This window comes from Nocardioides sp. FY1077, from assembly GCF_058681775.1.
Genome location: NZ_JBZWDB010000003.1, coordinates 608,924 through 632,945, shown reverse-complemented (window position 1 = coordinate 632,945; position 24,022 = coordinate 608,924). Strand labels below are relative to the sequence as shown.

Here is a 24,022-nt window from a genome sequence, read left to right as displayed (position 1 = left end):
AGGGTCGGGGCGTGCGCATCGCGAGATTCACCACCGGCGAGGACCCCCTGTACGGCGTCGTGACGGGCGGGGTCGACGAGCTCGGCCAGCCCGACGAGGACAGCGTGGTGGTGGCCCTCGCGGGCGACCCGCTGTACGTCGGCGTCAAGCTGCTCGACCAGGAGCACCGGCTCGCCGACGTGCGCCTGCTCGCGCCGGTGCTGCCCCGCAGCAAGGTGGTCGGCATCGGGCGCAACTACGCCGCCCACGCCGCCGAGCTCGGCAACGACGTACCGGCCGAGCCGCTGATGTTCCTCAAGCCCAACACCAGCGTGGTCGGCCCCGGCGACCCGATCTACTACCCGCGCCAGACCTCCGAGCTGCACTACGAGGGCGAGCTGGCCGTGGTGATCGGGCGGATCTGCCGCGACGTGCCGGCCGAGCAGGCCACCGACGTCATCCACGGCTACACCGTCGCCAACGACGTGACCGCCCGCGACCTGCAGCGCTCCGACGTGCAGTTCACCCGGGCCAAGGGTTTCGACTCCTTCTGCCCGCTGGGCCCGTGGATCGAGACCGACCTCGACCCGCAGCAGTTCAAGGACGGTGTGCGCATCCAGACCTTCCTCAACGGCGACGTCGTGCAGGACGGCAGCACCGCCGACATGATCGTCGACGTCCCGGCGCTGGTGGCCCACGTGTCGAGCGTGATGACGCTGCTGCCCGGCGACGTGATCCTCACCGGCACCCCGGAGGGTGTCGGTCCGATGGAGGTGGGCGACGAGGTGGAGATCGCCATCGCCGGCCTCGGCACCCTCACGAACAAGGTGGCGACCCGCTGATGAGCACCCCGATCCGCGTCCGGATGGCCCCGTCCCCGACCGGCTCCCCGCACGTCGGCCTGGTCCGCACCGCGCTGTTCAACTACGCCTTCGCCCGGCACGCCGCGCTGAAGGGCGAGCAGGCCACCTTCGTGCTGCGCATCGAGGACACCGACAAGGAGCGCTCCACCGAGGAGTCCTACCGCGCCATCCTCGACCTGTTCCGCTGGATCGGCCTGGAGTGGGACGAGGGCGTCGAGGTGGGCGGCCCCTACGGCCCCTACCGCCAGTCGGAGCGCGGCGACCTCTACCGCGACGTGCTGGCCCGGCTCGCGGCGTCGTCGTACACCTACGACTGCTTCTGCACCACCGAGGAGGTCGACGCCCGGCGCAAGGCCAGCGGCTCCAAGGTGATGGGCTACGACGGCTTCTGCCGCGAGCTCAGCGCCGAGCAGCGCGCGGCCTTCGAGGCCGACGGACGCCGTCCGCTGGTGCGCTTCCGGATGCCTGACGGCTCCGTCACCTGGCACGACCTGGTGCGCGGTGACGTGACGTTCGAGTCGGCCCACGTGCCCGACTTCGCGCTGTGCCGGGCCAACGGCGACCCGCTCTACACCCTCACCGCGCCGGTCGACGACGCCACCATGCACATCACCCACGTGCTGCGCGGGGAGGACCTGCTGTCCTCGACCCCGCGCCAGGTCGCGCTCTTCGAGGCGCTGAAGGCGATCGGCGTCGCCGAGACCACACCCGCCTACGGCCACCTGCCCTACGTGATGGGGGAGGGCAACAAGAAGCTGTCGAAGCGCGACCCGCAGGCGCACGCCCTGGCCTACCGCGACCAGGGCTTCCTGCCCGAGGGGCTGCTGAACTACCTGGCCCTGCTCGGCTGGGCGATCGCTGCCGACCGCGACGTGTTCAGCCTCGAGGAGATGGTGGCGGCCTTCGACATCGGCGACGTCAACCCCAACCCCGCGCGCTTCGACCTGAAGAAGGCCGACGCGATCAACGGCTCCCACATGCGGCTGCTCTCGACCGACGAGATCACCCACCGGGCGCTGCCGTTCCTGCAGGACGCCGGCGTCGTGGGCGACCCTGTCCCCGACGCCGACGCCCGGCTGCTGGAGCTGGCGATGCCGCTGGTCGCCGAGCGCATCAACAAGCTCACCGAGGCCGTCGACATGCTCGGCTTCCTCTTCGTCGACGACGACGCCTTCACCCGCGACCCCGCCGACGTCGCCAAGCTGGTCGACACCGACGACGGCCGTGCGGTGGTGCAGGCCGCCCACGACGCGCTGGCCGAGCTGCCGCAGTGGTCGACCGCCGCCATCCAGGACGCGCTGCAGGCGCGGCTCGTCGACGGCCTGGGCCTCAAGCCCCGCGTCGCCTTCGGGCCCGTGCGGGTGGCGGTCACCGGACGCCGGGTGTCGCCGCCGCTGTTCGAGAGCCTCGAGCTGCTCGGCCGCGAGCGCGGCCTGGCCCGCCTGCGCGGCGCGCTGAGCTGACCGGTGGGCCTGAGCGGCCCGCACCCCCACGACCCGAGGAGCAGCAGATGACCCAGGTCGGTCCGCCCGACGGCGCGACGTCCGCCGCGCCCGCCCGCGAGGGGCTGGCCTACGACCAGCTGCTGCGCGGGGGCCGGCCGGGGTGGTGGCGCCCCGTGCTCGGCGTCGTGGCGTTGGTGGCCCTGATCCTCGTGGGGCAGGTCGTCGTGGTCGCGGTGCTCAGCGTCTACCTGCTGCTGCAGGGCACGGACGCCGGCGACGCGGCGGCGCGGCTCTCGGGCGAGGGGGAGGTCACCCCGATCTTCCTCGTGGTGGTCAACCTCGGGTGGGGCCTGGCGATCCCCGCGACGTGGCTGGTGCTGTACGCCGTCCACCGGCTGCGGCCGGGCTGGCTGGCCTCGGTGCGTCCCCGGCTGCGCTGGCGGTGGTTCGCCACCTGCCTGGGGCTGGCCCTGCTCGCCCTGGTGGCCACCGTGCTGGTCTCCGCGCTGCTCCCCGCGCAGGGCGGCAACGGCGAGGTCGGCACCGAGCTGAACCCGCTGACCCGCACCACCGTCGACTTCCTGCTCGTCGTCGTCCTGCTGACCCCGCTGCAGGCGGCGGGGGAGGAGTACGTGTTCCGCGGCTACCTCGCCCAGGTGTGCGGCGGGCTGGTGCGCCAGCGGTGGGTGGCGGTGGTGGTGCCGGCGCTGCTGTTCGCGCTGGCCCACGGCCTGGGCCAGGACCCGCCGGTCTTCGCCGACCGCTTCGCCTTCGGTCTGGTCGCCGGCACGCTCGTCGTGCTGACCGGCGGGCTGGAGGCCGGCATCGCGATGCACGTGCTGAACAACTTCTTCGCCTTCGGCCTGGCGCTGGCCTTCGGCGACATGACCTCGGCGCTCGAGCCCACCGGCGGCAGCTGGTGGAGCCTGCCGGTCACGCTCACCCAGTCGCTGGTGTTCCTCGGTCTGACCCTGCTGGTGGCCCGGCGCCAGGGGGTGCAGCGCACCGCGCGACCCCTCGACTTGGTGGCCCCCCGAGGCCCCGTGTAATGTCTCCCCCGGCCCGGAAACGGGCCGGACGGCCACGAGGAGCGTGCTCCTCTTGACCTGCAGTGGGATATGGTGTAATTGGCAACACGACTGATTCTGGTTCAGTTATTCTAGGTTCGAGTCCTAGTATCCCAGCGGACTTCCGGCCAGACCGGGGTGTGAGAGCCCCGATTTGAGCGGCACGAGAGCCTCGGCTAGCGTGGCGCAGGAAGTCAGGAGAGGCCGTGAGGCCGATCCACTGTGAGGCCCCCGTTGTGTAGCGGCCTAGCACGCCGCCCTCTCACGGCGGTAGCGCCGGTTCGAATCCGGTCGGGGGTACGACAGCACCGCAGCAGGGCCCGGCTCCTCGGAGTCGGGCCCTGCTGCATTTCGCGTCCACCCGGGGTGCCCGTGGGCGCCCGGGTGGCCGGACGCCCACGGGCGGGCTCAGGTGTCCCGCTGGCTGCGTTGCCTCAGGCGCACAGGCCGGCCGCGGCGGCCTCGTCGGCGTCCGCCGCGCTGCCGCCGCCCTTGCCGCCGGAGCCGCCGGAGCCGCCGTTGGGGGTGCCGACGGGATCGGCGGCGGAGATGGCGTCACCGTTGAACTTTCGGCCCAGCGACTCGTCCATGCTGATGCGCTCCCAGAGGTCGTCGGCCTCCTCGGTCCACACCAGTCGGTTGGGGTCGGGCTCGTAGGCCTCGAACGGCACGCTGATGAAGCGGATCTTGCTCAGCCCGGTGTCCTGGAACTGCATCGCCAGGTCGGCGAGGTCCTTGAGGCTGTCGAGCTGGTCGTCGATCTCGATCGACGACGTGACCGCCTTGACGAAGCCGTAGACCCGGTCGGGGCGGCTGAGCGTGCCGGCCGAGATGACCTTGTTGACCAGGGAGGCGATGAAGGCCTGCTGGCGCTTCATCCGGCCGATGTCGCCGGTCTGCGACAGCACGGTGCGCTCGCGCACGTAGTTGAGGGCCTGCTGGCCCTCGAGCTTCTGCGTGCCGGCGTCGAAGTAGATGTCGTGCTCGGGGTCGTCGACGTCGCGGGGGATGCAGACCTCGACCCCGTCGACCGCGTCGACCATGTCCTTGAAGCCGTTGAAGTCGAGCACGACGAAGTGGTCGATGTAGATGCCGGTCAGCTTCTCCACGGTCTGCACGGTGCACAGCGGCCCGCCGACGGAGAACGCGGTGTTGAACATCGCCGCCCGCTCGCCCGGCACCTGCTCGCCGTCGACGTTGCACACGGGCCGGTCGACGATGGCGTCGCGCGGCAGGCTCACGCCGTACGCCTCCTGCCGGTCGGCGGAGACGTGCACCAGGATCGTGGTGTCGGCGCGCTGCCCCTCGCCGGTCAGGCCGTCGATGTTGTTGCCCTCGCCGTCGCGGGAGTCGGAGCCCAGCACCAGGATGTTGAGGGGCTCGGTGGGGGCGGTGGTGCGGGTCTTCTTCTTCTCCACGACGTGGGCGATCTCGCGGCCCTCGGCGATGTTGCCGTCGAGGCGCCCGTAGGCGACGGTGACCGTCGCGCCGGTGATCACGGCCAGGCACAGCTGGGTGGCCAGCACCACCTTCAGCACGGTGTGGCGGTGGCGCGTGGGCCGCGAGCGGCGCCCGCGGCGTGCGCCGGTGGGGGTGGGCTCGGTGCCGGCCGTGGCGTGCTCCGCGGGGGGAGTGTCGTCGTTCACGGCTCCATGGTCGCAGGCGGGGCGTAGCGGGCGTGGTCGTCGTGTCCGATTCCCGCCGGTGGGGTGACCCTGCGTCGGCCATCATGGACCGGTGCCCGCCCCCGCCGCCCTCGCCGCGCTCGACCCCGACGCCTGCTACGGCGCGGTGAAGTCGCGCGACCGCCGCTTCGACGGCCTCTTCTGGACCGCGGTCAGCAGCACGGGCATCTACTGCCGGCCCTCGTGCCCGGCCCGTACGCCGGCGCGGCGCAACGTGTCGTTCCACCCCAGCGCGGCCTCCGCGCAGGCCGCCGGCTACCGCGCCTGCAAGCGCTGCCTGCCCGACGCCGTGCCCGGCAGCCCCGACTGGGACGTCGCCGCCACCGCCGCGGGCCGCGCGATGCGCCTGATCAGCGACGGTGTCGTCGACCGCGACGGCGTGGAGGGCCTGGCCTCCCGGCTGGGCTACACCCCGCGCCACCTCACCCGGCTGCTCACCCACGAGCTGGGCGCCGGCCCGCTGGCGCTGGCCCGTGCCCGCCGCGCACAGACCGCACGGGTCCTGATCGAGACCACCGACCTCGGCTTCGCCGACGTGGCGTTCGCGGCCGGCTTCGCCAGCGTGCGCCAGTTCAACGACACCGTGCGCGAGGTGTACGCCGCCTCGCCCACCGAGCTGCGCGGGCGCCGTCCGGCCGGGGGCCGCGGCGTGGAGCGGGCGGACAGCGCCGTGCTGGACGGGGGACCGGGCGCCCTGGCCACGATCACCCTGCGGCTGGCGGTGCGCACGCCGTTCGCGGGGGCGTCGTTGCTGGCGTTCCTGGCCTACCACCTCGTCCCGGGCGTGGAGGTGGCCGGACCGGGCTGGTACGCCCGCACCCTCGACCTGCCCCACGGCCACGGCACCCTGCGTCTCGACATCGCCCCCGACGGTCGGGAGACACCGGCAGCGGCAGTGAACGGCGGCGACCCCCAGGCCGGCACCGCCTTCGTCACCACGACGCTCGCGCTCTCCGACCTGCGCGACACCACCGCGGCCCTCGAGCGGGCGCGGCGGCTGGTCGACGCCGACTGCGACCCCGTGCCGGTGGCCGCCCACCTCGGCGCCGACGACGTGCTCGGCCCGCTGGTGCGGGCCACGCCGGGGCTGCGGGTGCCGGGCCAGGTGGACGGCGACGAGACCGCGATCCGCACCGTGGTGGGCCAGCAGGTCAGCGTGACCGGGGCGCGCACGGTCACCGGGCGGATCGTGGCCGAGCACGGTCGTCGCGTGGCGACGACGACGCCGGGACTGACCCACCTCTTCCCCTCGGCCGCGGTGCTGGCCGGGGTCGACCCCGCCGGGCTGCCGATGCCCCGGGCGCGGGGGCGCGCCCTCGTGGGTCTCGCCGAGGCGCTCGCCTCGGGCGGGGTGGCCCTCGACCGGGGCACCGACCGCCGCCAGGTGCGCGAGGCCATGCTCGCGCTGCCCGGCATCGGCCCGTGGACCGCCGACTACGTCGCGATGCGCGCCCTCGGCGACCCCGACGTCTTCCTGCCCACCGACATCGGGGTGCGCAACGCGCTGCGCGGGCTCGGGCACGACCCGGTCGCGGTGGTGGCCGCCTCGGGGCGCTGGCGTCCGTGGCGCTCGTACGCCCTGATGCACCTGTGGGACACCCTGATGCCGCCCGTCGCACCGCCGACCCAGCCGCCGACCCAGCCGCCGACCCAGCCGTCGACCTTCGAGGAGAGCTGATGCACACCGAGACAGACAGCCCCGTCGGGCCCCTGCGCGTCGTCGAGCAGGACGGCGCGCTGACCGCGATCGACTTCGCCCCGTGGACCGACCTCGCCGCGCGGCCCGTCGGTGAGCGCGACGACGACCACCCGGTGCTCGCCGAGGCGGTGCGCCAGCTCGCGGCGTACTTCGCGCGCGAGCTGAAGGACTTCGCGCTGCCGCTGGCGCCGCGGGGCAGCGACTTCCAGCAGCGGGTGTGGCAGCAGCTGCGCGGCATCGGGTACGGCGAGACGGCGTCGTACGGCCAGGTCGCGCTGCGGCTCGGCATGACCGGCGCGGCGTCGCGGGCCGTGGGCCTGGCCAACGGCCGCAACCCGATCCCGATCGTCATCCCCTGCCACCGGGTCATCGGCGCCAACGGCACCCTCACCGGCTACGCCGGCGGCCTCGAGCGCAAGCAGCTGCTCCTCGGTCTCGAGCAGGACGGGTTGTTCTGACCGCGGCGGGTTTCACCGGACATCCGGTGGAACCCGTGGTTGTCGGCCCACGCTTCGGCCGACGACCAAGGGTTTGCCCCGACAACCCCGACTTCTGCCCCTCGGGTCCGGGTGCCGGGTGCCGGGTGCCGGGTGCCGGGTGTGCCCCACGAGGCCCCACGAGCCCCACCTGTCGGCCCGGACCCGCACCTGTCGGCCCGTGCGACGGCCGACAGGTGCGGGTTTCACCAGCCGGCTGGTGAAACCCGCCAGACCCTCAGGCCGACTCGGCAGCCGCGCGGCGCAGCGACTCGGAGAGCCGCTCGGCCGCGGCGAGGACGGCGGGGGCGTGCATCCGCCCGGGCTGGCGCGAGAGGCGCTCGAGGGGTCCCGAGACCGACACCGCGGCGATGATCTTGCCGCTGGGGGAGCGCACGGGGGCCGAGACCGAGGCCACGCCGGCCTCGCGCTCGCCGACCGACTGCGCCCACCCGCGGCGACGGATGCCGGAGAGGGCGGCGGCGGAGAAGGCGGCGTGCTGCAGCCCGCGGTGCATCCGCTCGGGGTCCTCCCACGCCAGCAGCACCTGGGCGGCGGAACCGGCGCGCATGGTGAGCTGGGAGCCGACCGGGATGGTGTCGCGCAGGCCGGAGGGGCGCTCGGCGGCGGCGACGCAGACGCGGTGCTCGCCCTGGCGGCGCCACAGCTGCGCCGACTCCCCGGTGATGTCGCGCAGCCGGGCCAGCACAGGTCCGGCGGTGGCCAGCAGCCGGTCCTCACCGGCGGCGGCGGAGAGCTCGGCCAGGCGCGGGCCCAGCACGAAGCGCCCTTGCATGTCGCGGGCCACCAGCCGGTGGTGCTCGAGCGCGACGGCGAGGCGGTGGGCGGTGGGGCGGGCCAGGCCGGTGGCCGTGACCAGCCCGGCCAGCGTCGCGGGCCCGGCCTCGAGGGCGGTGAGCACGATGGCGGCCTTGTCGAGCACGCCCACTCCGCTGGTGTCCATATGCCAATACTCGTGTCTCAGATCATGGGATGCAAGCGTTGTGACCGGGACAACACCCCTCGGAGCGAGACGCGGACGTCGTCGCGCGAGGCCGCGTGGATCGCCAGGGCTGTCCCGAGGAGCGAGATCGGCATCTCAGGTAGTGGGACGGAGGCCGTAGGCTGGCGGGGCACACCAGCACCGCTGCACACGTCACGAGGGAGTGAGCCATGGGCACCGCCCGCACCGCCCGGACCTTGGCCGAGAAGGTCTGGGACGAGCACGTCGTCCGCTCGAGCGACGGGGAGCCCGACCTCCTCTTCATCGACCTCCACCTCATCCACGAGGTGACCTCCCCGCAGGCGTTCGACGGCCTGCGGCTCGCGGGCCGGGGCGTGCGCCGTCCCGACCTCACGCTGGCCACCGAGGACCACAACGTGCCCACGCTGGACTGGGACAAGCCCATCGCCGACCCGGTCTCGCGCACCCAGGTGGAGACGCTGCGCCGCAACGCCCAGGAGTTCGGCGTGCGGCTGCACCCCCTCGGCGACGTCGAGCAGGGCATCGTGCACGTGGTCGGTCCCCAGCTCGGGCTGACCCAGCCCGGCATGACGATCGTCTGCGGCGACAGCCACACCAGCACCCACGGCGCCTTCGGTGCGATCGCCTTCGGCATCGGCACCTCCGAGGTCGAGCACGTGCTGGCCACCCAGACGCTGATGCAGGCCCGGCCCAGGACGATGGCCGTCACCGTCAACGGCAGCCTGCCGCCCGGCGTCACCGCCAAGGACATGGTGCTGACCCTCATCGCCCACACCGGCACCGGCGGCGGCCAGGGCTACATCGTGGAGTACCGCGGCCAGGCCGTGGAGGAGCTCTCCATGGAGGGCCGGATGACGGTGTGCAACATGAGCATCGAGTGGGGTGCGAAGGCCGGCCTGATCGCCCCCGACCAGACCACCTTCGACTACATCGAGGGCCGCCCCGAGGCACCGCAGGGCGCCGACTGGGACACCGCCGTCGCGCACTGGCGCACCCTGGTCAGCGACCCCGACGCGGAGTACGACGCCGAGATCGTCCTGGACGCCTCCACGATGACGCCGTTCGTCACCTGGGGCACCAACCCGGGCCAGGGCGTGCCGCTGGGCGCGGCCGTGCCCGACCCGGGCAGCTACGACGACGCCTCCGACCGGGTGGCCGCCGAGAAGGCGCTGCAGTACATGGGCCTCGAGGCCGGCACCCCCATGCGCGAGGTCAAGGTCGACACCGTCTTCGTCGGCTCCTGCACCAACGGCCGCATCGAGGACCTGCGCCTGGCCGCCGAGGTGATCAAGGGCCGCACCGTCGACCCCGACACCCGCCTGCTGGTGGTGCCGGGCTCGGTGCGGGTGCGGCTGCAGGCCGAGGCCGAGGGCCTCGACGTGGTGTTCAAGGACGCCGGCGCCGAGTGGCGCGGCGCGGGGTGCTCGATGTGCCTGGGCATGAACCCCGACACCCTCGCCCCCGGGGAGCGCAGTGCCTCGACGTCCAACCGCAACTTCGAGGGGCGCCAGGGCAAGGGTGGGCGCACCCACCTGGTCTCGGTGCCGGTGGCCGCGGCCACCGCCGTGCGCGGCACGCTGTCCTCGCCGTCCGACCTCGAGCCCGTGGGGAGCCACTGACATGGAGAAGTTCTCGCGCCACACCGGCGTCGGCGTGCCGCTGCGCCGCAGCAACGTCGACACCGACCAGATCATCCCGGCGGTCTACCTCAAGCGCGTCACCCGCGACGGATTCGAGGACGGGCTGTTCAGCGCCTGGCGGGGCGACCCCGACTTCGTGCTGAACAAGGAGGCGTACGCCGCCGGCTCGGTGCTGGTCGCCGGCCCCGACTTCGGCACCGGCTCCTCGCGCGAGCACGCGGTGTGGGCGCTGCAGAACTACGGGTTCAAGGCCGTGGTCTCGCCGCGCTTCGCCGACATCTTCCGCAGCAACTCCGGCAAGGCGGGCCTGCTCGCGGCACAGGTCGACGAGAAGGTCGTGCAGCGGCTCTGGGACCTCCTGGAGCGCGAGCCCGGCGCCACGGTCACCGTCGACCTCGAGTCGCGCACCGTGCGCGCGGGCGAGGGCCCCGACGCGGTCGAGGACTCCTTCGACATCGACGACTACACCCGCTGGCGGCTGCTCGAGGGTCTCGACGACATCGGCATCACCCTCGGCCACGCCGACGACATCACCGCCTTCGAGGCCGCCCGGCCCACGTGGAAGCCCGCCACCATCCACTCCTGAGCCGGCGCTCCGGCGCGCCGGAGCGCCACCGCAGGGGCTCGGAACCACTCACCCCGACGAGCGAGCCGTCGGGGCAGGTGGTGACGAACCATGGGGGACGCACCGTCTCCTACCGGAAGGGTCCGACGTGACCACGATCCCCAGCAACGGCATCACCCTCGAGTACACCGACACCGGCGGCACCGGCCGCCCCGTCGTCCTCATCCACGGCTGGCCCCTGAGCGGGGCGTCGTGGTCGGCGCAGGTGCCTGCGCTCACCGAGGCGGGCTACCGCGTCGTGACCTACGACCGGCGCGGCTTCGGGGCCTCCGACAAGCCCGAGACGGGCTACGACTACGACACCTTCGCCGCCGACCTGGCCGGCTTCCTGCAGGGCCTCGACCTGCGTGACGTGACCCTCGTCGGCTTCTCCATGGGCGGCGGCGAGGTGGCCCGCTACCTCGGCACCCACGGCGCCGAGCGCGTGCACTCGGTGGTGTTCGCCGCGGCGGTGCCGCCGTACTTGCTCGCCACCGACGACAACCCCGACGGGGGTCTGCCCGAGGAGTCCGTGCAGGGCATGGAGCAGGGCGCCGCTGCCGACCGCGAGGCGTTCCTCGACGGCTTCACCACCGACTTCTTCTCCGTCGACGGCGAGCTCAAGGTGACCGAGGCGCAGCGTCAGGAGGCGCTGGCGCTGGCCGCCCACGCCGGTGACACCGCGCTGGTCGGCTGCATCGGCGCCTTCGCCCGCACCGACTTCCGCGCCGACCTCGCCGCCGTCACCGTGCCCGCCCTGGTGATCCACGGCGCGGGCGACGCCACCGTGCCGTTCGAGATCTCCGGCAAGCGCACCGCCGAGGCCGTGGCCGGCGCCGAGCTGGTCGTCGTGCAGGACGCCCCCCACGGGCTCAACGTGAGCCACGCCGAGGAGTTCAACCGCTCGCTGCTGGACTTCCTCACCCGCTGAGCGGCCCGGTGGGGTGGGCAGTTTCCCCGGCCGGCCGGGGAAACCGCCTCTTGGTGGCCGACATTTCAGCCACCAGGAGACAGTTTTCGCCTCCAGGTCCGGCCGCCGGTGCTCAGGTGACCAGGCCGAGCGCGGCGGCGACCGAGCGGGTGGCCGGGCCGACGCCGAGAGCCAGCGCGACGCGCAGGTCGTCAAGGTCGTCGACGTCGCGGCGCAGGGTGACCAGCTCGCCCGGCACCTCCCGGGCGCCGGCGGCCAGGTGGGCGGCGCGCGACCCGACGCCGTACGCCGGGTCGAACCGCTCGTGCGGCGCGCTGTAGAGGGTCGTGCCGACCGCCTCCGTGTCGGGCACGAACGCGGCGCCGTCGACGCGCGCACCCGTCGGGTCCGCGGCCCCGAGCCCCCTCAGCCCCCTCAGCCCCGCCAGCGTCTCCAGAGCCGCGTCGAGGTCGCGCGGGTCGAGGGCCGGGAGGTCGGCGCACAGCGCCACCGGCACCAGCGCGGGCCAGCGCCGCTGCGCCTCGGCGGCGGTGAGCCGCAGCGTGACGTTCAGGTCGCTGGTGGTGCCGTCGGGGATCGTCGTGCAGCCGGCCCGCGCCAGGTCGTCGGCCAGCACCACGTCGTCGGTGGCCACCAGCACCTGCGCCACCCCGTGGGCGGTCAGGCACGCGCGAGCGGTGTCGAGGGCGAACGCCGTGGCCAGCCGCCGGCGCGCGTCGTCGCCGAGCCCCACCAGCCGCGTCTTCCCGACGGCGGGGGGCTTCACGGGCAGCAGCACGACGTGCGCGGGTGGGCCGGTCATCGCCCCGATCCTCCCAAGCCACGGCCCGCGTCGGCACGCCGGGCGGCGCGCGCCGACGAGTAGCCTGCGCGGGTGCCCGTCGTCCTGCAGCCGCGCCACCGGGGCGACGTCCCCGCGGTCGCGCCGCCGGGGCGCGTGGCGCAGGCGCCCGGTGGGCGCCCCCGCGTCGTACGGTTCGACCAGCGCACGGCCGGCGCCCCCCGCGACGGCGACACCGACCGGAAGGACACCGCATGAGCCAGCCCACGGGCCGCCCGACCGGCAAGGGCAAGGTGGCGGTGCTCGGCGCCGGGTCGTGGGGCACGTCGTTCTCCATGGTGCTGGCCGACGCCGGCAACGAGGTCACGATGTGGGCGCGCCGCGAGGAGGTCGCGGAGGCGATCAACGAGACGCGGGAGAACGCCGACTACCTCCCCGGCGTCGAGCTGCCGGGCGCGATCACCGCCACCCACGACGTGGAGAAGGCGCTGCACGGCGCCGACGTGGTCGTGCTGGCCACGCCGTCGCAGACGCTGCGCGACAACCTCACCGCCTGGGCGCCGTTCGTGGAGCCCGGCGCCGTCATGGTGTCGCTGATGAAGGGCGTCGAGCTCGGCACGCTCGCGCGGATGAGCGAGGTGATCGCCGACGTCACCGGCGCCGGCCCCGAGCGCATCGCGGTGGTCAGCGGGCCCAACCTCGCCAAGGAGATCGCCCGCCGCGAGCCGGCCGCCTCCGTGGTGGCCTGCGCCGACGAGGACGTCGCCCGCATGCTGCAGGACCGCTGCCACTCGCCGGCGTTCCGGCCCTACACCTCCGTCGACGTCGTGGGCTGCGAGCTGGGCGGCGCCTACAAGAACGTCATCGGCCTCGCCGTCGGGATGGCGGTCGGGCTCGGCTTCGGCGACAACACCACCGCCTCGCTGATCACCCGCGGCCTCGCCGAGACCGCCCGCCTGGGCAGCAGCCTCGGCGCCAACCCGCTGACGCTGATGGGGCTGGCCGGGCTGGGCGACCTGGTCGCCACCTGCTCCTCCCCGCTCTCGCGCAACCGCACCTTCGGCGAGAAGCTGGGTCGCGGCATGAGCACCGAGGAGATCTACGCCTCCAGCCGCCAGGTGGCGGAGGGCGCGAAGTCGTGCTCGTCGCTGCGGGCGCTGGCCGAGCGCAGCGGCGTCGACGCCCCCATCGCGATGGCCGTCGACGAGGTCGTCGGCGGGCGGCTCACCACCTCCGACATGATGTCGTCCTTCATCGCCCGCGACACCAAGGCCGAGACCGACTGAGCCGCTCAGTCGTCGCCGAAGCCCGCAGCGGCGTACGACGAGCGCAGGAACCCGAGCAGCAGGGCGTCGGGGTCGGGCGCCTCGCGCACGAGGTGGTAGGGCAGCACGAGCTCGCCGAGCGCCTCGACGTAGGCCGCGCCCTCCGGCGCGACCGCCGCGGTGCGGAAGCCGGGCGGCTCGGGGTAGGTGTAGGAGTAGAAGCTGCCCTCGGGGCTCCCACCAGGCCAGAACCCGGCGCTGGAGACCTCCTGGTCGTAGGCCTCCCACATCACCCGGTCCGGGCAGTTCGGCACCCCGCCGGGGTGGCGGGGCGCGGGTCGACCGGAGAAGCGGGTGACGGCGAGGTCGAAGGCGCCCCAGAAGAAGTGCACCGGGCTGGCCTTGCCGCGGAACTCGCCGCGGAACGTCGTCAGCACGCGGTGGGCGTGCACCAGCGACTGCCAGAACAGGTGCGCGGCCTCCGGGTCGTACGACGCGTGGTGGTGGTCGTCGGCGAACGGCGTGTCGTCCTCCACCTCGACCGGACGGGGGCCGATCGGCACGTGCAGGCCGAGCTCGGCCAGCCGGCCGCGGACCTCGGCGTGGAAGTCCGCGACCGACCGGGGGGCGAGCTCGACGGTGCGCCGTCGCCCGTCGGTGGTGTCGATCAGCAGGCGGTGGTCGGTGAAGTCGAGCTGCACCTCGAGCCCGCGCCCGTCGACCGGCACCAGCGACGTGGTGAGGCCGGTCGCGTTGACGTAGAGCGGCACGTGCCACCAGTGGTTCTCCGCCGGCGAGAGCGCCAGCCGCAGCTTGCCGACGACCTGCGCCCAGCGGTGCAGCGTGTCGCGGGTGTCGGTCCAGTCGTCGACGAGCAGGCGCGGCCAGCGGCCCCCGGCGGTGTCCACGAGGCTCAGGCCCCCTGGGCCGACGAGGCCGCCGCCGGGTGCGTCACGGCCGCGAGGGCCGTGCGGACGACGTCGGCGACCCGCTCGGGGTGCGCGAGCATCACCAGGTGGGAGGAGTCGACCTCGACCGTCGTCATGCCGGCCCGCTGGTAGCCGAACCGTTCGACGTCGGGGTTGATCGTGCGGTCGGCGGAGGCCACCACGCCCCAGGCGGGCTTCGTGCGCCACGCCGCGACGGGGGCCGGCTCGCCGAACGCCGCGCCGGCGAGCGGACGCTGCGAGACGGCGAGCACGGCGGCGAGGTCGGGGTCGAGGTCGGCGGCGAAGACGGCCGGGAACTGCGCGACGTCCACCGACACGTCGGTCCCGGGCTCGCCGCCGGCCTGGGGGAAGGGCGTGTAGACCAAGGCCTGCGCCAGCGGTGAGTCGGGGAAGCGGCCCTGCAGCTCACCGAGGCTCTCGCCCTCCTCGAGGGCGTAGCCGGCGAGGTAGACCAGGCCGACGACGTTGTCGGCGGCACCGGCCACGGTGATGACCGCGCCACCGTAGGAGTGACCGACCAGCAGCACCGGGCCCTCGACCTGCGAGACGACGGAGGCGACGTACTCGGCGTCACCGGTGAGGCTGCGGTTGGGCACGGCCGGCACGCGCACGGCCAGCCCGTCGGCGAGCAGCAGCGGCACCAGGGCCGCGAAGCTGGAGGCGTCGGCGAACGCGCCGTGCACGAGGACGACGGTCGGGGTGGTGGACATCGGGGCTCCTGGGTCCGGGGCGGTGGACGCGGTCGAGGTCACTGGTCGTGGAGCGCGGCGCGGAGGAAGTCGCCACCCTGGGCGGTCGCGGCCTTGGCTGCGTGGGTCTCGGCCAGGGCGTTGACCATCACGAAGTCGTGGATGGTGCCCTGGTAGCGCACCGCGGTGACGGGCACGCCGGCCGCGCGCAGCTTGGCGGCGTACGCCTCGCCCTCGTCGCGCAGGACGTCGGCCTCGGCCACGACCACCAGGGCCTGCGGCAGCCCGGCGAGCTGCTCCAGGCTGGCGCGCAGGGGGGAGGCGGTGATCTGGGCGCGGTCGGCGGGGTCGGTCGTGTACTGGTCCCAGAACCACTGCATCGCGTCGCGGCGCAGCCAGTGGCCGGTGGCGAACTGGTGGTAGGAGCCGGTGTCGAACGAGGCGTCGGTGACGGGGTAGTAGAGCAGCTGTGCCGCGAGGCGGGGGCCACCGCGCTCCTTGGCCATCAGGGTGATCGCCGCGCTCATGTTGCCGCCGACGGAGTCGCCGGCCACCGCGATGCGGCCCGGGTCGAGGTCGTGCTCGGCGCCGTGCTCGCCCACCCACTCCAGGGCGGCGTAGACCTCCTCGATCGCGGTCGGGTACGGCGCCTCCGGGGAGAGGCTGTAGCTGGTGAAGACGGTGGCGGCCTCGGCGCGTACGGTGAGCTCGCGCACGAGGCGGTCGTGGGTGTGGGCGTCGCCGAAGACCCAGCCGGCGCCGTGGGTGAACAGCACCACCGGCAGCGGCCCCACCGACCCGGCGGGGCGGTAGACGGTCACCGACACCTGACCGGTCGGGCCGCCGGCGATCGTGAGGGTCTCGGTGTCGACCGCCGGAGCGGGCACGTCGCCGTCCTGCACGGAGTCGACGGTCTTGCGGCCCTCCTCCACGGAGAGGTCGAAGAGGTACGGCGGGTCGGCGGTGGCCTCGACGAAGGCCTGGGCGGCGGGTTCGAGGACGGGCTTGATCTCGGTCATGCCCGGAGCCTGACGGTCGGTGCGGGCGCAGGCATCCGTCACCTGACGTAGGTGACGGCGCCCGCGCGGGACTCAGCGGTCCTGCTCGTCGGTAGGCACGTCGCGCAGCTGGGCCCGCGAGACCACGCCGAGCTTGGGGAAGGCGCGGTAGAGGTGCGTCGACACCGTGCGGGGCGAGAGGAAGAGCTGCTGCCCGATCTCCCGGTTGGACATCCCCGTGGCGGCCAGACGCACGATCTGGCGCTCCTGGGCGGTCAGCGGGTCGCCGGTGGGCCCGGAGTCGGGGCGGGTGGTCCCGGCCGCCCTCAGCTCGACGGCCGCGGCGTCGCGCCAGGCCCGGGCACCGAGCCGGCCGAAGGTCTCGTGGGCGGTCGCCAGGTGGCCGCGCGCCTGCGCCGGACGCCGGCGACGGCGCAGCCAGGTGCCGTAGTCGAGGCGGGCCTGGGCCAGCTCGAACGGCCACCGCTCGGCTCCGGGGTGGGTGGTGGCGAGCTCGAAGCAGGCCTCGGCCTCGCCGTCGTCGGCGAGCAGCCCGAGCGCGCGCTGCACGACGACGGCGTGGCGCGGGTTGCCGGTGCCGTCGAGGTGGGACCGGGCCCGTTCCACCACCCGGGCGACCGCGTGCTGCTCCCCGGCGCGGACCGCCACCGACGCGAGGTCGCCCAGGGTGCGGTAGGCGACGTGGGGGTGCCCCGGCTCCCCGTCGCGGTCGAAGAGGGAGCGGGCGTGGCGGTAGGAGCTCTCGACGTCGCCGCCGGCCAGGGCTGCCCGAGCCAGCGTGGCACGCAGGTTGGCCTCGAGCGCTGCGCACTCACCGAGGTCGAGGGAGCGCAGCACGGCCTCCGCCTGGCTCCGGGCGGCGTGCGGGTCGCCGGTGACGGCGGTGGTGCGGGCGAGCAGCTCGCGCCCGACGAGACGGTAGAACGGCAGGTGGTGGGCCTCGGCGAGGTCCACCAGCGTGCGGGCGGTCCCGGCGGCGTCGGCGAACGCGCCCACGTCGAACTGCACCTGGCCCTGCGCGGCCAGCGTCTGGGGCAGCTGGCCGGGGCCGAAGCCGCGTCGCATGAGGGAGGCCGCCTTCTCCAGCCGGCGGGCGGCGACGTCGGGCTCGTCGAGCAGCCAGGCGGTCGCGCCCAGCAGCATCTCCTGGGCCGCCACGGCCCCGGGGGGCAGCCCGGGGTCGAGGGGCCCGGCGTCGCGCACCAGCGCGACCACGGCGTCGGGACGGGACTGCGGTGACAGCGCGGTCTCCACCCAGGCGCGCACGGCCCGGGTGACCTCCGCGAACGGGCCCTGGGTGGGCGGGGCCTCGCGGACGTAGCGGTCGTACCAGTCGCGCAGGCGGTCGGCACCGCGCCCGGTCTGGTAGCTGAGGGAGGCGAGCGTGCTGAGCGAGGCCCAGCCGTCGTCGACGTCGGTCGCGAGCAGCTCGGGCAGGGCGCCCTCGAGGGTGTCCAGGGCGGCGGACTGGCGCATCGACTGGGCCAGCGCGTAGCCGACCTGGTGCGCCGCACGCGCGCGCACCGCAGGGTCGTCGCTGTCGCGACGCACGCGCTCCGACAAGGTGAGCAGCCGGGCCAGGTGTCCGGTGCCGGCGGTGTGGGCCAGCGCCTCCAGCATGCGGGCGTCGCGGTCGGCCCGGAGGGGGCTGAGGTCCGCCGCGCGGACCATCGCGCGGGCGGCCTCGGCGTGCGCGCCCCGGTCGCGCGCCGACCGCGCCGCGGCCTCCAGCTCGGCGGCCATCGGCTCGTCGGGTCCGAGGGTGGCCGCGGCCCGGTGCCAGGTGCGCCGCTCGGGGTCGTCGGTGTGGGCCTCGGCGAGCCGCCGGTGCGCGGCGAGCCGCTCGGCGGTCGAGGCTGCGTCGTACACCGCCGAGCGTGCCAACGGGTGACGGAACCTGACCCGGCCGTCCACCACCGTGACCAGCCCGACGGCCTCGGCGGGCCCGAGCGCGGGGGCCACCGGGTCGGGGCCCACCGCGCGGGCGAGGACGCGCAGGTCGCTCCCGCCGGCCGCGGCCAGGAGGAGGACGGTGCGGGTGGACGCCGGCAGCAGCGGCAGCTCGGCGGCGAACGCCGCCTCGACGTGCGGCGGCACCGCGGGCAGGCTCCCGGGGACGGCGGTCGCCCCGTGGCCGACGGCGCGGGCGAGCTCGCGCAGCGCCAGGGGATTGCCCTCCGAGCGCTGCAGCACGGCCGACCGGGTCACCGGGTCGAGCCGCACGCCGACGCCGTCGAGCAGGGCACCGGCGCCGTCGAGGTCGAGCGGGCGCAGCACCACCGTCGCGGGGTCGTCGAGACCGGTCGCCCCGGCCGTCGGACGGCTCGCGACCAGGCACGACACCGCGGTGCCCGTGAGCCGGTTGGCCACGAACGACAGCACCGACCACGAGCTCGCATCGAGCCACTGCTGGTCGTCGACGACGAGCAGCAGCGGCCGGTCGGTCGCGGCGTCGAGCAGCCACCGCCGCAGCGCCAGCCGCAGGACCAGGGCGGGGGAGGACGCCGCCGCGGCGGCGGCCCCACCTGCCGGTGCGGGGTCACCGGCTCCCACCACGAGCGCGGTGAGCTCAGCGGCCCTCTCCCGCAGCGCCGTGTCGTCGTGCACGTCCCGGGCGGCGAGCAGGTCGACGAGCCCGGCCCAGGGCAGGGCTCGTTCGGCCACCCGCCCGCGCAGCGCGAGCACGCGCCACCCGGCACCGACCGCGAGGTCGCCCACCGCGGCCAGCACGGTCGACTTCCCGGCGCCCGGGTCGCCGGTGACGCACACCGTGCGCGCCCCTGTGGACAGCAGCGACCAGGTGCGGTCGACCTCGTGCCTGCGCTCCGCCGCGTGCTCCGCCACGGTGGCATCCTCCCGCAGCCGGGAGGTCGGTCCGCACCTGCGGGTGGGGGCCGGTCAGCCGAGCGAGTCGAGGGCCTGGGCCAGGTCGGCCCACAGGTCCTCGACGTCCTCGATGCCCACCGAGAGCCGCACCAGCGCGTCGGGGATGGTGACGGGCTCCGACTTCCAGCGACGACGCCGCTCGAAGGTCGACTCCACCCCGCCGAGGCTGGTCGTGTAGACCCACAGCGACGTCTGGTGCACGAGCAGGTCGGCGGCCAGCGCGCCGCCGGCCAGCACGATCGAGACGATGCCGCCGAAGCCGGGGTAGCGCACCTCGGCCACCGCGGGGTGCTCGTCGAGGCGGGCCGCGAGCGTGGTGGCGTTGGCCTGGGCCCGCTCGACGCGCAGGTGGAGGGTGCGCAGGCCGCGGGTGGCGAGGTAGGCCTCCAGGGTGCCGGGCACCGCCCCGAGCAGGTCGCGGCGACCCTTCAGCACGCCGAAGAGCTCGTCGTCGGCGGTGACCACGGCGCCCATCAGCAGGTCGCTGTGCCCACCGAGGTACTTGGTGGCCGAGTGCACCACCAGGTCGGCGCCCAGCCCCAGCGGCTGCTGCAGCAGGGGGGTGGCGAAGGTGTTGTCGACCACGACGTACGCCCCGGCCGCGTGCGCGGCAGCCGCGATGGTCTCGATGTCGGCGATCTCGAGCGCGGGGTTGGTCGGCGACTCCAGCCACACCAGCGCGGCGTCGTCGCAGGCCGCGACGCAGGCCGCGGTGTCGACCACGTCGACCAGGTCGGTGGTGATGCGTCCCCGCGCCTCGAGGTCGGCCAGCTGCAGGATCGTGCCGTTGTAGGAGTTGCGCGGGGCGACGACCTTGGCGCCGTGACCCACCAGGTCCAGCACGGTGGCCACCGCCGCGAGCCCCGAGGAGAAGCTGAGCGCGCGGCCGCCCTCGAGCGCGCCGAGGGCCTCCTCGAAGGCCAGCCAGGTGGGGTTGCCCCAGCGCCCGTACTCCCGCTCGCCACCGGCCACGAACGTCGAGGCCAGGGTGATCGGGGTGTTCAGCGGCTGGTCGGCCTCGTGGGGCGGGCGCCCGGCGTGGACGGCCACGGTGGAGGGGCGCAGCGGAGCGGGCTCGCGGGGGTCGGCCATGCCCCACACACTAAGGTGAGCGGCCATGACCTCGATGCCCGGGACGGCCGCCGGAGTGGCCCCGTGATCGCCCTGACGCTGGCCCGGATCGCCGACGTGGTCGGGGGCGAGGTGGTCGGCGAGACCACCCCGGTCACGGTCAGCGGACCCGTCGTCCTCGACGGTCGGCAGGCCGGGCCGGGGAGCCTGTTCGTGGCGTTCGTCGGCGAGCGCGTCGACGGCCACGAGCACGCCGCACAGGCCGGGGAGGCCGGCGCCGTCGCGGTGCTCGGCAGCCGCCCCACGGCGCTGCCGACCGTGGTGGTCGCCGACACGCAGGCGGCCCTGCAGCGGCTCGCGGCCCACGTCGTCGCCGAGGTGCGCCGCGCCGGGCGGCTCACCGTCGTCGGCATCACCGGCTCGCAGGGCAAGACCTCCACCAAGGACCTGCTCGGCGCCGTCCTGGGCCACGCCGCGCCCACGGTGGCCACCGCCGGGTCGTTCAACAACGAGCTGGGCATGCCGCTCACGGCGCTGCGGGTCGACGACGACACGCGCTACCTCGTGCTCGAGCTCGGCGCCCGCGGCCGCGGCCATATCGCTGAGCTCACCGCGCTGGTGCAGCCCGACGTCGCGGTGGTGCTCAACGTCGGCCAGGCGCACCTGGGGGAGTTCGGCTCCCGCGAGGCGATCGCGGAGGCCAAGGGCGAGCTCGTGGAGGCGCTGCCCGACACCGGCACCGCCGTGCTCAACGCCGGCGACGAGCGGGTGGCCGCGATGGCGCGCCTCACCGCGGGAGCGGTCGTCACCTTCGACGAGGGTGGCGCCGACGGCGCCGACGTCCGGGTCGAGGACCTGCGCCTCGACCGGCTGGGTCGTCCCTCCTTCGTGCTCGCCACCCCGCAGGGCTCCGAGCCGGTCTCCCTGCGCCTGGTCGGTGCCCACCAGGCGCTGAACGCCGCCGCGGCGGCCGCGGCCGCGCTGGCCGTCGGGCTGACGCCGGCCCAGGTCGCCGAGGCGCTGAGCGGCGTCACCACGCTGTCGCAGTGGCGCATGGAGCTGCACGAGCGCGCCGACGGCGTCGTCGTGCTCAACGACTCCTACAACGCCAACCCCGAGTCGATGCGCGCCGCCCTCGACGCGCTGGCCGCCATCGGCGCCGACGCCGGGGTGCGCCGCACGGTCGCCGTGCTCGGCGAGATGCGCGAGCTGGGGGAGACCGGGCCCGAGGAGCACCGCGGCGTCGGGGCGTACGCCGTCGGCCTCGGCATCGACCGCGTGGTGGTGGTCGGTGAGCCCGCCCGGGGCATCCTCGACGGCGCCGGGCCGCGCGGCGTCCACGTCGCCGACAACGCCGCGGCCGTGGCCTGGCTGCAGGACTCCCTCGGGGAGGGTGACGCAGTGCTCCTCAAGGCCTCGCGCGGGGCGCGCCTCGACGAGGTGGCCGCCGCCCTTCAGTAGGGTCGCGGACCATGACCGAGACCCCTCCCCGCAAGGTCCGGGTGGCCCTCGTCTTCGGCGGCCGCTCCGGCGAGCACGCCATCTCCGCGGCCACCGCCGGCGGCGTGATGAAGGCGATCGACCGTGACAAGTACGACGTGCTGCCGGTCGGGATCACCCGCGAGGGGCAGTGGGTGCTGGCCTCGGGCGAGGCCTCCCACTGGGAGCTGCGCGCCGGTCGCCTGCCCGAGGTCACCCGCGACTCCGGCCGCGAGCTGGCCGGCCTCGGCGAGGCCGGCCCGGTCGACGTGGTGTTCCCGCTGCTGCACGGGCCCTACGGCGAGGACGGCACGATCCAGGGCCTGCTCGAGCTCGCCGGGGTCCGCTACGTCGGCGCCGGGGTGCTGGCCTCGGCGGTCGGCATGGACAAGCACTACATGAAGGTCGTCTTCGCCGGCCACGGCCTGCCGGTGGGTCCCTACGTCGTCGTCACCCCGCGCGAGTGGGAGCGGGACCAGGCGGGGGTGGTGGAGCGAGTGCAGTCGCGGCTGTCGTTCCCCGTGTTCGTGAAGCCGGCGCGCGCCGGCTCGTCGCTCGGCGTCACCCGCGTCGACGACCTGACGGGTCTGGTCGACGCCGTCGAGCAGGCCCGCGTGCACGACCCGAAGGTTTTGGTCGAGCAGGGCCTCGTGGGCCGGGAGATCGAGTGCGCCGTGCTGGGCGGGCGCGACGGCGGTCCGCCGCGGGCCTCGGTGCCCGGCGAGATCGTCGTCGACCACCACGCCGCCGACTTCTACGACTTCGAGGCCAAGTACCTCTCCGGGGAGCAGGCCCGCACCGAGGCGCCGGCCGACCTGCCCGACGACGTGGCGGCGCGGGTGCGCGAGGTGGCGGTGCAGGCGTTCGAGGCGATCGGCGCCGAGGGCCTCTCGCGAGTGGACGTGTTCGTGGCCCCCGACGGCGAGGTGGTGGTCAACGAGATCAACACGATGCCCGGGTTCACCCCCATCTCGATGTACTCGAAGATGTGGGAGGCCAGCGGCCTGCCCTACACCGAGCTCGTCGACGAGCTCATCCAGCTCGCGCTGGAGCGCCCCACCGGCCTGCGCTGAGGCGCGGTCAGCGGGCGAGGACGCCGAGCAGCAGGTCGCGGGCGACCTCGCCCAGCGAGGTGTCGCTGTGCGTGCAGGCGTAGGGCATCACCGAGGTCTCGGTCATGCCCGGGGTGATCGCGGTCTCCAGCACGACGAACGACCCGTCGGGCTCGACGATGAAGTCGGAGCGCGACACGTCGGCGAGGCCGAGCACCCGGTGGGCCTCCACGGCGGTGCGGCCGACCTCGGCGAGCTGGGCGTCGGAGAGGGGCGGGCGCGACAGCGAGACGTACTCCGCGGTGTAGCGGGCGCTGAAGTCGAACTCGTGGCCCTTCTCGTACTCCACCCACACCGGGGTCAGCGCCGTCGGGCCGTCGGGCCGCTCGACGCACACCACGCTGACGTCGATGCCGTCGTGGAAGCGCTCGATCAGCGCGTCCTCGCAGTAGGCGTAGCTGCTGACCAGCGCGGAGGGCAGCGCCCCCATGCCGTCGACGCCGGTGACCCCGAGGGCGCTGCCGCAGCGGGTGGGCTTGACCACCACGCGCGTGCCGAGGCGGCCCATCACGTGCTCCATCAGCGCGTTGGCGCCGACGTCGCGGAAGGTCTGCGCCGACAGCCCCACGCTCTCGGGCACCGGGATGCCGGCGCGGCGCAGCAGCTCGCGTGCGGTGCCCTTGTCCCACGCGACGCGGCAGGCGTTGCTGGAGGAGCCGACGTAGGGCAGGTCGATCAGCTCGAGCAGCGTCTGGATCTCGCCGTCCTCGCCGAAGTGCCCGTGCAGCGCCGGGAACGCCGCCACCACCCGGTCACGCTCCAGGGCGTGCAGCAGGGCGCGGTCGGAGTCGTAGGCCTGGGCGTCGATGCCCAGGGAGCGCAGCTCGCGCACCAGGTTGCGCCCCGAGGCCAGCGACACGTCGCGCTCGTGGCTGAGGCCGCCGGCGATGACGGCGACGGGTCCCGGGAAGTCCTCGCTCATGGCAGGAGCGTCCCACACGGCGCCGACGTCCCCCGACGGGTGTCACCGGGGGCCGTGCGGGGCCGGACGCGACGACGCCCCGGGGCCGCAGCGGCTCCGGGGCGTGCCGGGGGCGTCGTGGGGACGCCGGGTGGCCTCAGATGTGGACGACGGGGCAGGTCAGCGTGCGCGTGATGCCGTCGAGGGTCTGCACCTTCGCCACCACCAGCTTGCCGAGCTCGTCGACGTTGCGGGCCTCGGCGCGCACGATGACGTCGTAGGGGCCGGTGACGTCCTCGGCGAGGGTGACGCCCTTGACCTGGGCGATGGCCGAGGCCACCTCGGCGGCCTTGCCGACGTCGGTCTGGATCAGGATGTACGCCTGGACGACCATGGTGGTTCTCCCTCTTCAGCGACGCTGCTGGACGGTTGCCCTGCGGGCGCAGGTGCTCGGCGGTCAACCTACCCGCACCCGCTCCCGCCTCGGTAGCCGCG

The 24,022-nt window shown here is 74.5% G+C and carries 22 protein-coding genes and 2 tRNA genes; 14 read left to right on the top strand and 10 right to left on the bottom strand.

Annotated features, from left to right (window positions below):
- Positions 1 to 11: 11 nt before the first annotated feature.
- The 5 genes from AC4OR8_RS12510 to AC4OR8_RS12490 all read left to right on the top strand — a co-directional run bounded on the left by AC4OR8_RS12510 (position 12) and on the right by AC4OR8_RS12490 (position 3,654).
- Complete coding sequence (locus AC4OR8_RS12510; RefSeq protein ID WP_492165885.1) at positions 12 to 821, top strand: fumarylacetoacetate hydrolase family protein; 810 nt, start codon at positions 12 to 14, stop codon at positions 819 to 821.
- The gene (gltX, locus tag AC4OR8_RS12505) at positions 821 to 2,305 is read left to right on the top strand and encodes a glutamate--tRNA ligase (RefSeq protein WP_492165884.1); all 1,485 of its coding nucleotides are present in this window, start codon (positions 821 to 823) and stop codon (positions 2,303 to 2,305) included. The genes AC4OR8_RS12510 and gltX overlap by 1 nt, the downstream gene beginning before the upstream one ends.
- A gap of 47 nt (positions 2,306 to 2,352) precedes the next feature.
- The gene (locus tag AC4OR8_RS12500; RefSeq protein WP_492165883.1) at positions 2,353 to 3,336 is read left to right on the top strand and encodes a CPBP family intramembrane glutamic endopeptidase; all 984 of its coding nucleotides are present in this window, start codon (positions 2,353 to 2,355) and stop codon (positions 3,334 to 3,336) included.
- A 63-nt stretch (positions 3,337 to 3,399) separates the two neighbouring features.
- Positions 3,400 to 3,471: transfer RNA gene (locus tag AC4OR8_RS12495), tRNA-Gln, on the top strand.
- Positions 3,472 to 3,581: 110 nt separating this feature from the next.
- Positions 3,582 to 3,654, top strand: a tRNA-Glu gene (locus AC4OR8_RS12490).
- A 134-nt stretch (positions 3,655 to 3,788) separates the two neighbouring features.
- Here the strand turns inward: AC4OR8_RS12490 and AC4OR8_RS12485 are convergent.
- Complete coding sequence (locus AC4OR8_RS12485; protein ID WP_492165882.1) at positions 3,789 to 5,000, bottom strand: LCP family protein; 1,212 nt, start codon at positions 4,998 to 5,000, stop codon at positions 3,789 to 3,791.
- 91 nt (positions 5,001 to 5,091) lie between these two features.
- Here AC4OR8_RS12485 and AC4OR8_RS12480 point away from each other — a divergent pair, with 91 nt between their 5' ends.
- Complete coding sequence (locus tag AC4OR8_RS12480; RefSeq protein ID WP_492165881.1) at positions 5,092 to 6,717, top strand: DNA-3-methyladenine glycosylase 2 family protein; 1,626 nt, start codon at positions 5,092 to 5,094, stop codon at positions 6,715 to 6,717.
- Complete coding sequence (locus AC4OR8_RS12475) at positions 6,717 to 7,196, top strand: methylated-DNA--[protein]-cysteine S-methyltransferase (protein WP_492165880.1); 480 nt, start codon at positions 6,717 to 6,719, stop codon at positions 7,194 to 7,196. Before AC4OR8_RS12480 ends, AC4OR8_RS12475 begins: the two co-directional genes overlap by 1 nt.
- Positions 7,197 to 7,452: 256 nt before the next feature.
- Here the strand turns inward: AC4OR8_RS12475 and AC4OR8_RS12470 are convergent, their stop codons facing one another.
- On the bottom strand, positions 7,453 to 8,178 hold the full coding sequence (locus AC4OR8_RS12470) for an IclR family transcriptional regulator (RefSeq protein ID WP_492165879.1): 726 nt from the start codon (positions 8,176 to 8,178) through the stop codon (positions 7,453 to 7,455).
- Positions 8,179 to 8,387: 209 nt separating this feature from the next.
- Here AC4OR8_RS12470 and leuC point away from each other — a divergent pair, with 209 nt between their 5' ends.
- The 3 genes from leuC (at position 8,388) to AC4OR8_RS12455 (ending at position 11,374) form a co-directional block, all read left to right on the top strand.
- On the top strand, positions 8,388 to 9,818 hold the full coding sequence (gene leuC, locus AC4OR8_RS12465) for a 3-isopropylmalate dehydratase large subunit (protein ID WP_492165878.1): 1,431 nt from the start codon (positions 8,388 to 8,390) through the stop codon (positions 9,816 to 9,818).
- A 1-nt stretch (position 9,819) separates the two neighbouring features.
- The gene (gene leuD, locus AC4OR8_RS12460; protein WP_492165877.1) at positions 9,820 to 10,425 is read left to right on the top strand and encodes a 3-isopropylmalate dehydratase small subunit; all 606 of its coding nucleotides are present in this window, start codon (positions 9,820 to 9,822) and stop codon (positions 10,423 to 10,425) included.
- A gap of 127 nt (positions 10,426 to 10,552) precedes the next feature.
- A complete protein-coding gene (locus AC4OR8_RS12455; protein WP_492165876.1) occupies positions 10,553 to 11,374 on the top strand; it encodes an alpha/beta fold hydrolase in 822 nt (273 codons plus the stop codon).
- Positions 11,375 to 11,486: 112 nt separating this feature from the next.
- Here the strand turns inward: AC4OR8_RS12455 and AC4OR8_RS12450 are convergent, their stop codons facing one another.
- On the bottom strand, positions 11,487 to 12,176 hold the full coding sequence (locus AC4OR8_RS12450) for a 2-phospho-L-lactate guanylyltransferase (RefSeq protein ID WP_492165875.1): 690 nt from the start codon (positions 12,174 to 12,176) through the stop codon (positions 11,487 to 11,489).
- Between the two features lie 72 nt (positions 12,177 to 12,248).
- Between AC4OR8_RS12450 and AC4OR8_RS12445 the strand changes: the two genes are divergently transcribed.
- Positions 12,249 to 12,413 (top strand): hypothetical protein, encoded by a 165-nt coding sequence (locus AC4OR8_RS12445; RefSeq protein ID WP_492165874.1) that lies wholly within the window; start codon positions 12,249 to 12,251, stop codon positions 12,411 to 12,413.
- Positions 12,410 to 13,441, top strand: coding sequence for an NAD(P)H-dependent glycerol-3-phosphate dehydrogenase (locus tag AC4OR8_RS12440; protein ID WP_492165873.1), 1,032 nt, complete (start codon positions 12,410 to 12,412; stop codon positions 13,439 to 13,441). The genes AC4OR8_RS12445 and AC4OR8_RS12440 overlap by 4 nt, the downstream gene beginning before the upstream one ends.
- A 5-nt stretch (positions 13,442 to 13,446) precedes the next feature.
- Here the strand turns inward: AC4OR8_RS12440 and AC4OR8_RS12435 are convergent, their stop codons facing one another.
- The 5 genes from AC4OR8_RS12435 to AC4OR8_RS12415 all read right to left on the bottom strand — a co-directional run bounded on the left by AC4OR8_RS12435 (position 13,447) and on the right by AC4OR8_RS12415 (position 20,056).
- Positions 13,447 to 14,328, bottom strand: a complete 882-nt coding sequence (locus tag AC4OR8_RS12435; RefSeq protein ID WP_492165872.1) for a DUF5996 family protein — start codon at positions 14,326 to 14,328, stop codon at positions 13,447 to 13,449.
- 5 nt (positions 14,329 to 14,333) lie between these two features.
- A complete protein-coding gene (locus AC4OR8_RS12430) occupies positions 14,334 to 15,080 on the bottom strand; it encodes an alpha/beta fold hydrolase (protein ID WP_492165871.1) in 747 nt (248 codons plus the stop codon).
- A gap of 38 nt (positions 15,081 to 15,118) precedes the next feature.
- A complete protein-coding gene (locus tag AC4OR8_RS12425) occupies positions 15,119 to 16,078 on the bottom strand; it encodes an alpha/beta hydrolase (RefSeq protein ID WP_492165870.1) in 960 nt (319 codons plus the stop codon).
- A gap of 72 nt (positions 16,079 to 16,150) precedes the next feature.
- Positions 16,151 to 18,922 carry a helix-turn-helix transcriptional regulator gene (locus AC4OR8_RS12420; RefSeq protein ID WP_492165869.1) on the bottom strand — a complete coding sequence of 924 codons (2,772 nt, stop codon included), beginning with the start codon at positions 18,920 to 18,922 and terminating at the stop codon, positions 16,151 to 16,153.
- Positions 18,923 to 18,976: 54 nt separating this feature from the next.
- The gene (locus tag AC4OR8_RS12415) at positions 18,977 to 20,056 is read right to left on the bottom strand and encodes a trans-sulfuration enzyme family protein (protein WP_492165868.1); all 1,080 of its coding nucleotides are present in this window, start codon (positions 20,054 to 20,056) and stop codon (positions 18,977 to 18,979) included.
- Positions 20,057 to 20,119: 63 nt separating this feature from the next.
- On the opposite strand from AC4OR8_RS12415, the gene AC4OR8_RS12410 reads away from it, so the two are divergent.
- Entirely contained in the window at positions 20,120 to 21,496 is a 1,377-nt protein-coding gene (locus AC4OR8_RS12410; RefSeq protein ID WP_492165867.1) for a UDP-N-acetylmuramoyl-tripeptide--D-alanyl-D-alanine ligase, read from the top strand.
- A gap of 11 nt (positions 21,497 to 21,507) precedes the next feature.
- Positions 21,508 to 22,587 (top strand): D-alanine--D-alanine ligase family protein, encoded by a 1,080-nt coding sequence (locus AC4OR8_RS12405; RefSeq protein ID WP_492165866.1) that lies wholly within the window; start codon positions 21,508 to 21,510, stop codon positions 22,585 to 22,587.
- Positions 22,588 to 22,594: 7 nt separating this feature from the next.
- On the opposite strand, the gene AC4OR8_RS12400 is transcribed toward AC4OR8_RS12405, so the two are convergent.
- Together AC4OR8_RS12400 and AC4OR8_RS12395 are read right to left on the bottom strand one after the other, a co-directional pair.
- Complete coding sequence (locus tag AC4OR8_RS12400) at positions 22,595 to 23,548, bottom strand: D-alanine--D-alanine ligase family protein (RefSeq protein WP_492165865.1); 954 nt, start codon at positions 23,546 to 23,548, stop codon at positions 22,595 to 22,597.
- A gap of 136 nt (positions 23,549 to 23,684) precedes the next feature.
- Positions 23,685 to 23,921, bottom strand: a complete 237-nt coding sequence (locus AC4OR8_RS12395; RefSeq protein ID WP_492165864.1) for an Lrp/AsnC family transcriptional regulator — start codon at positions 23,919 to 23,921, stop codon at positions 23,685 to 23,687.
- Positions 23,922 to 24,022: the final 101 nt, after the last annotated feature.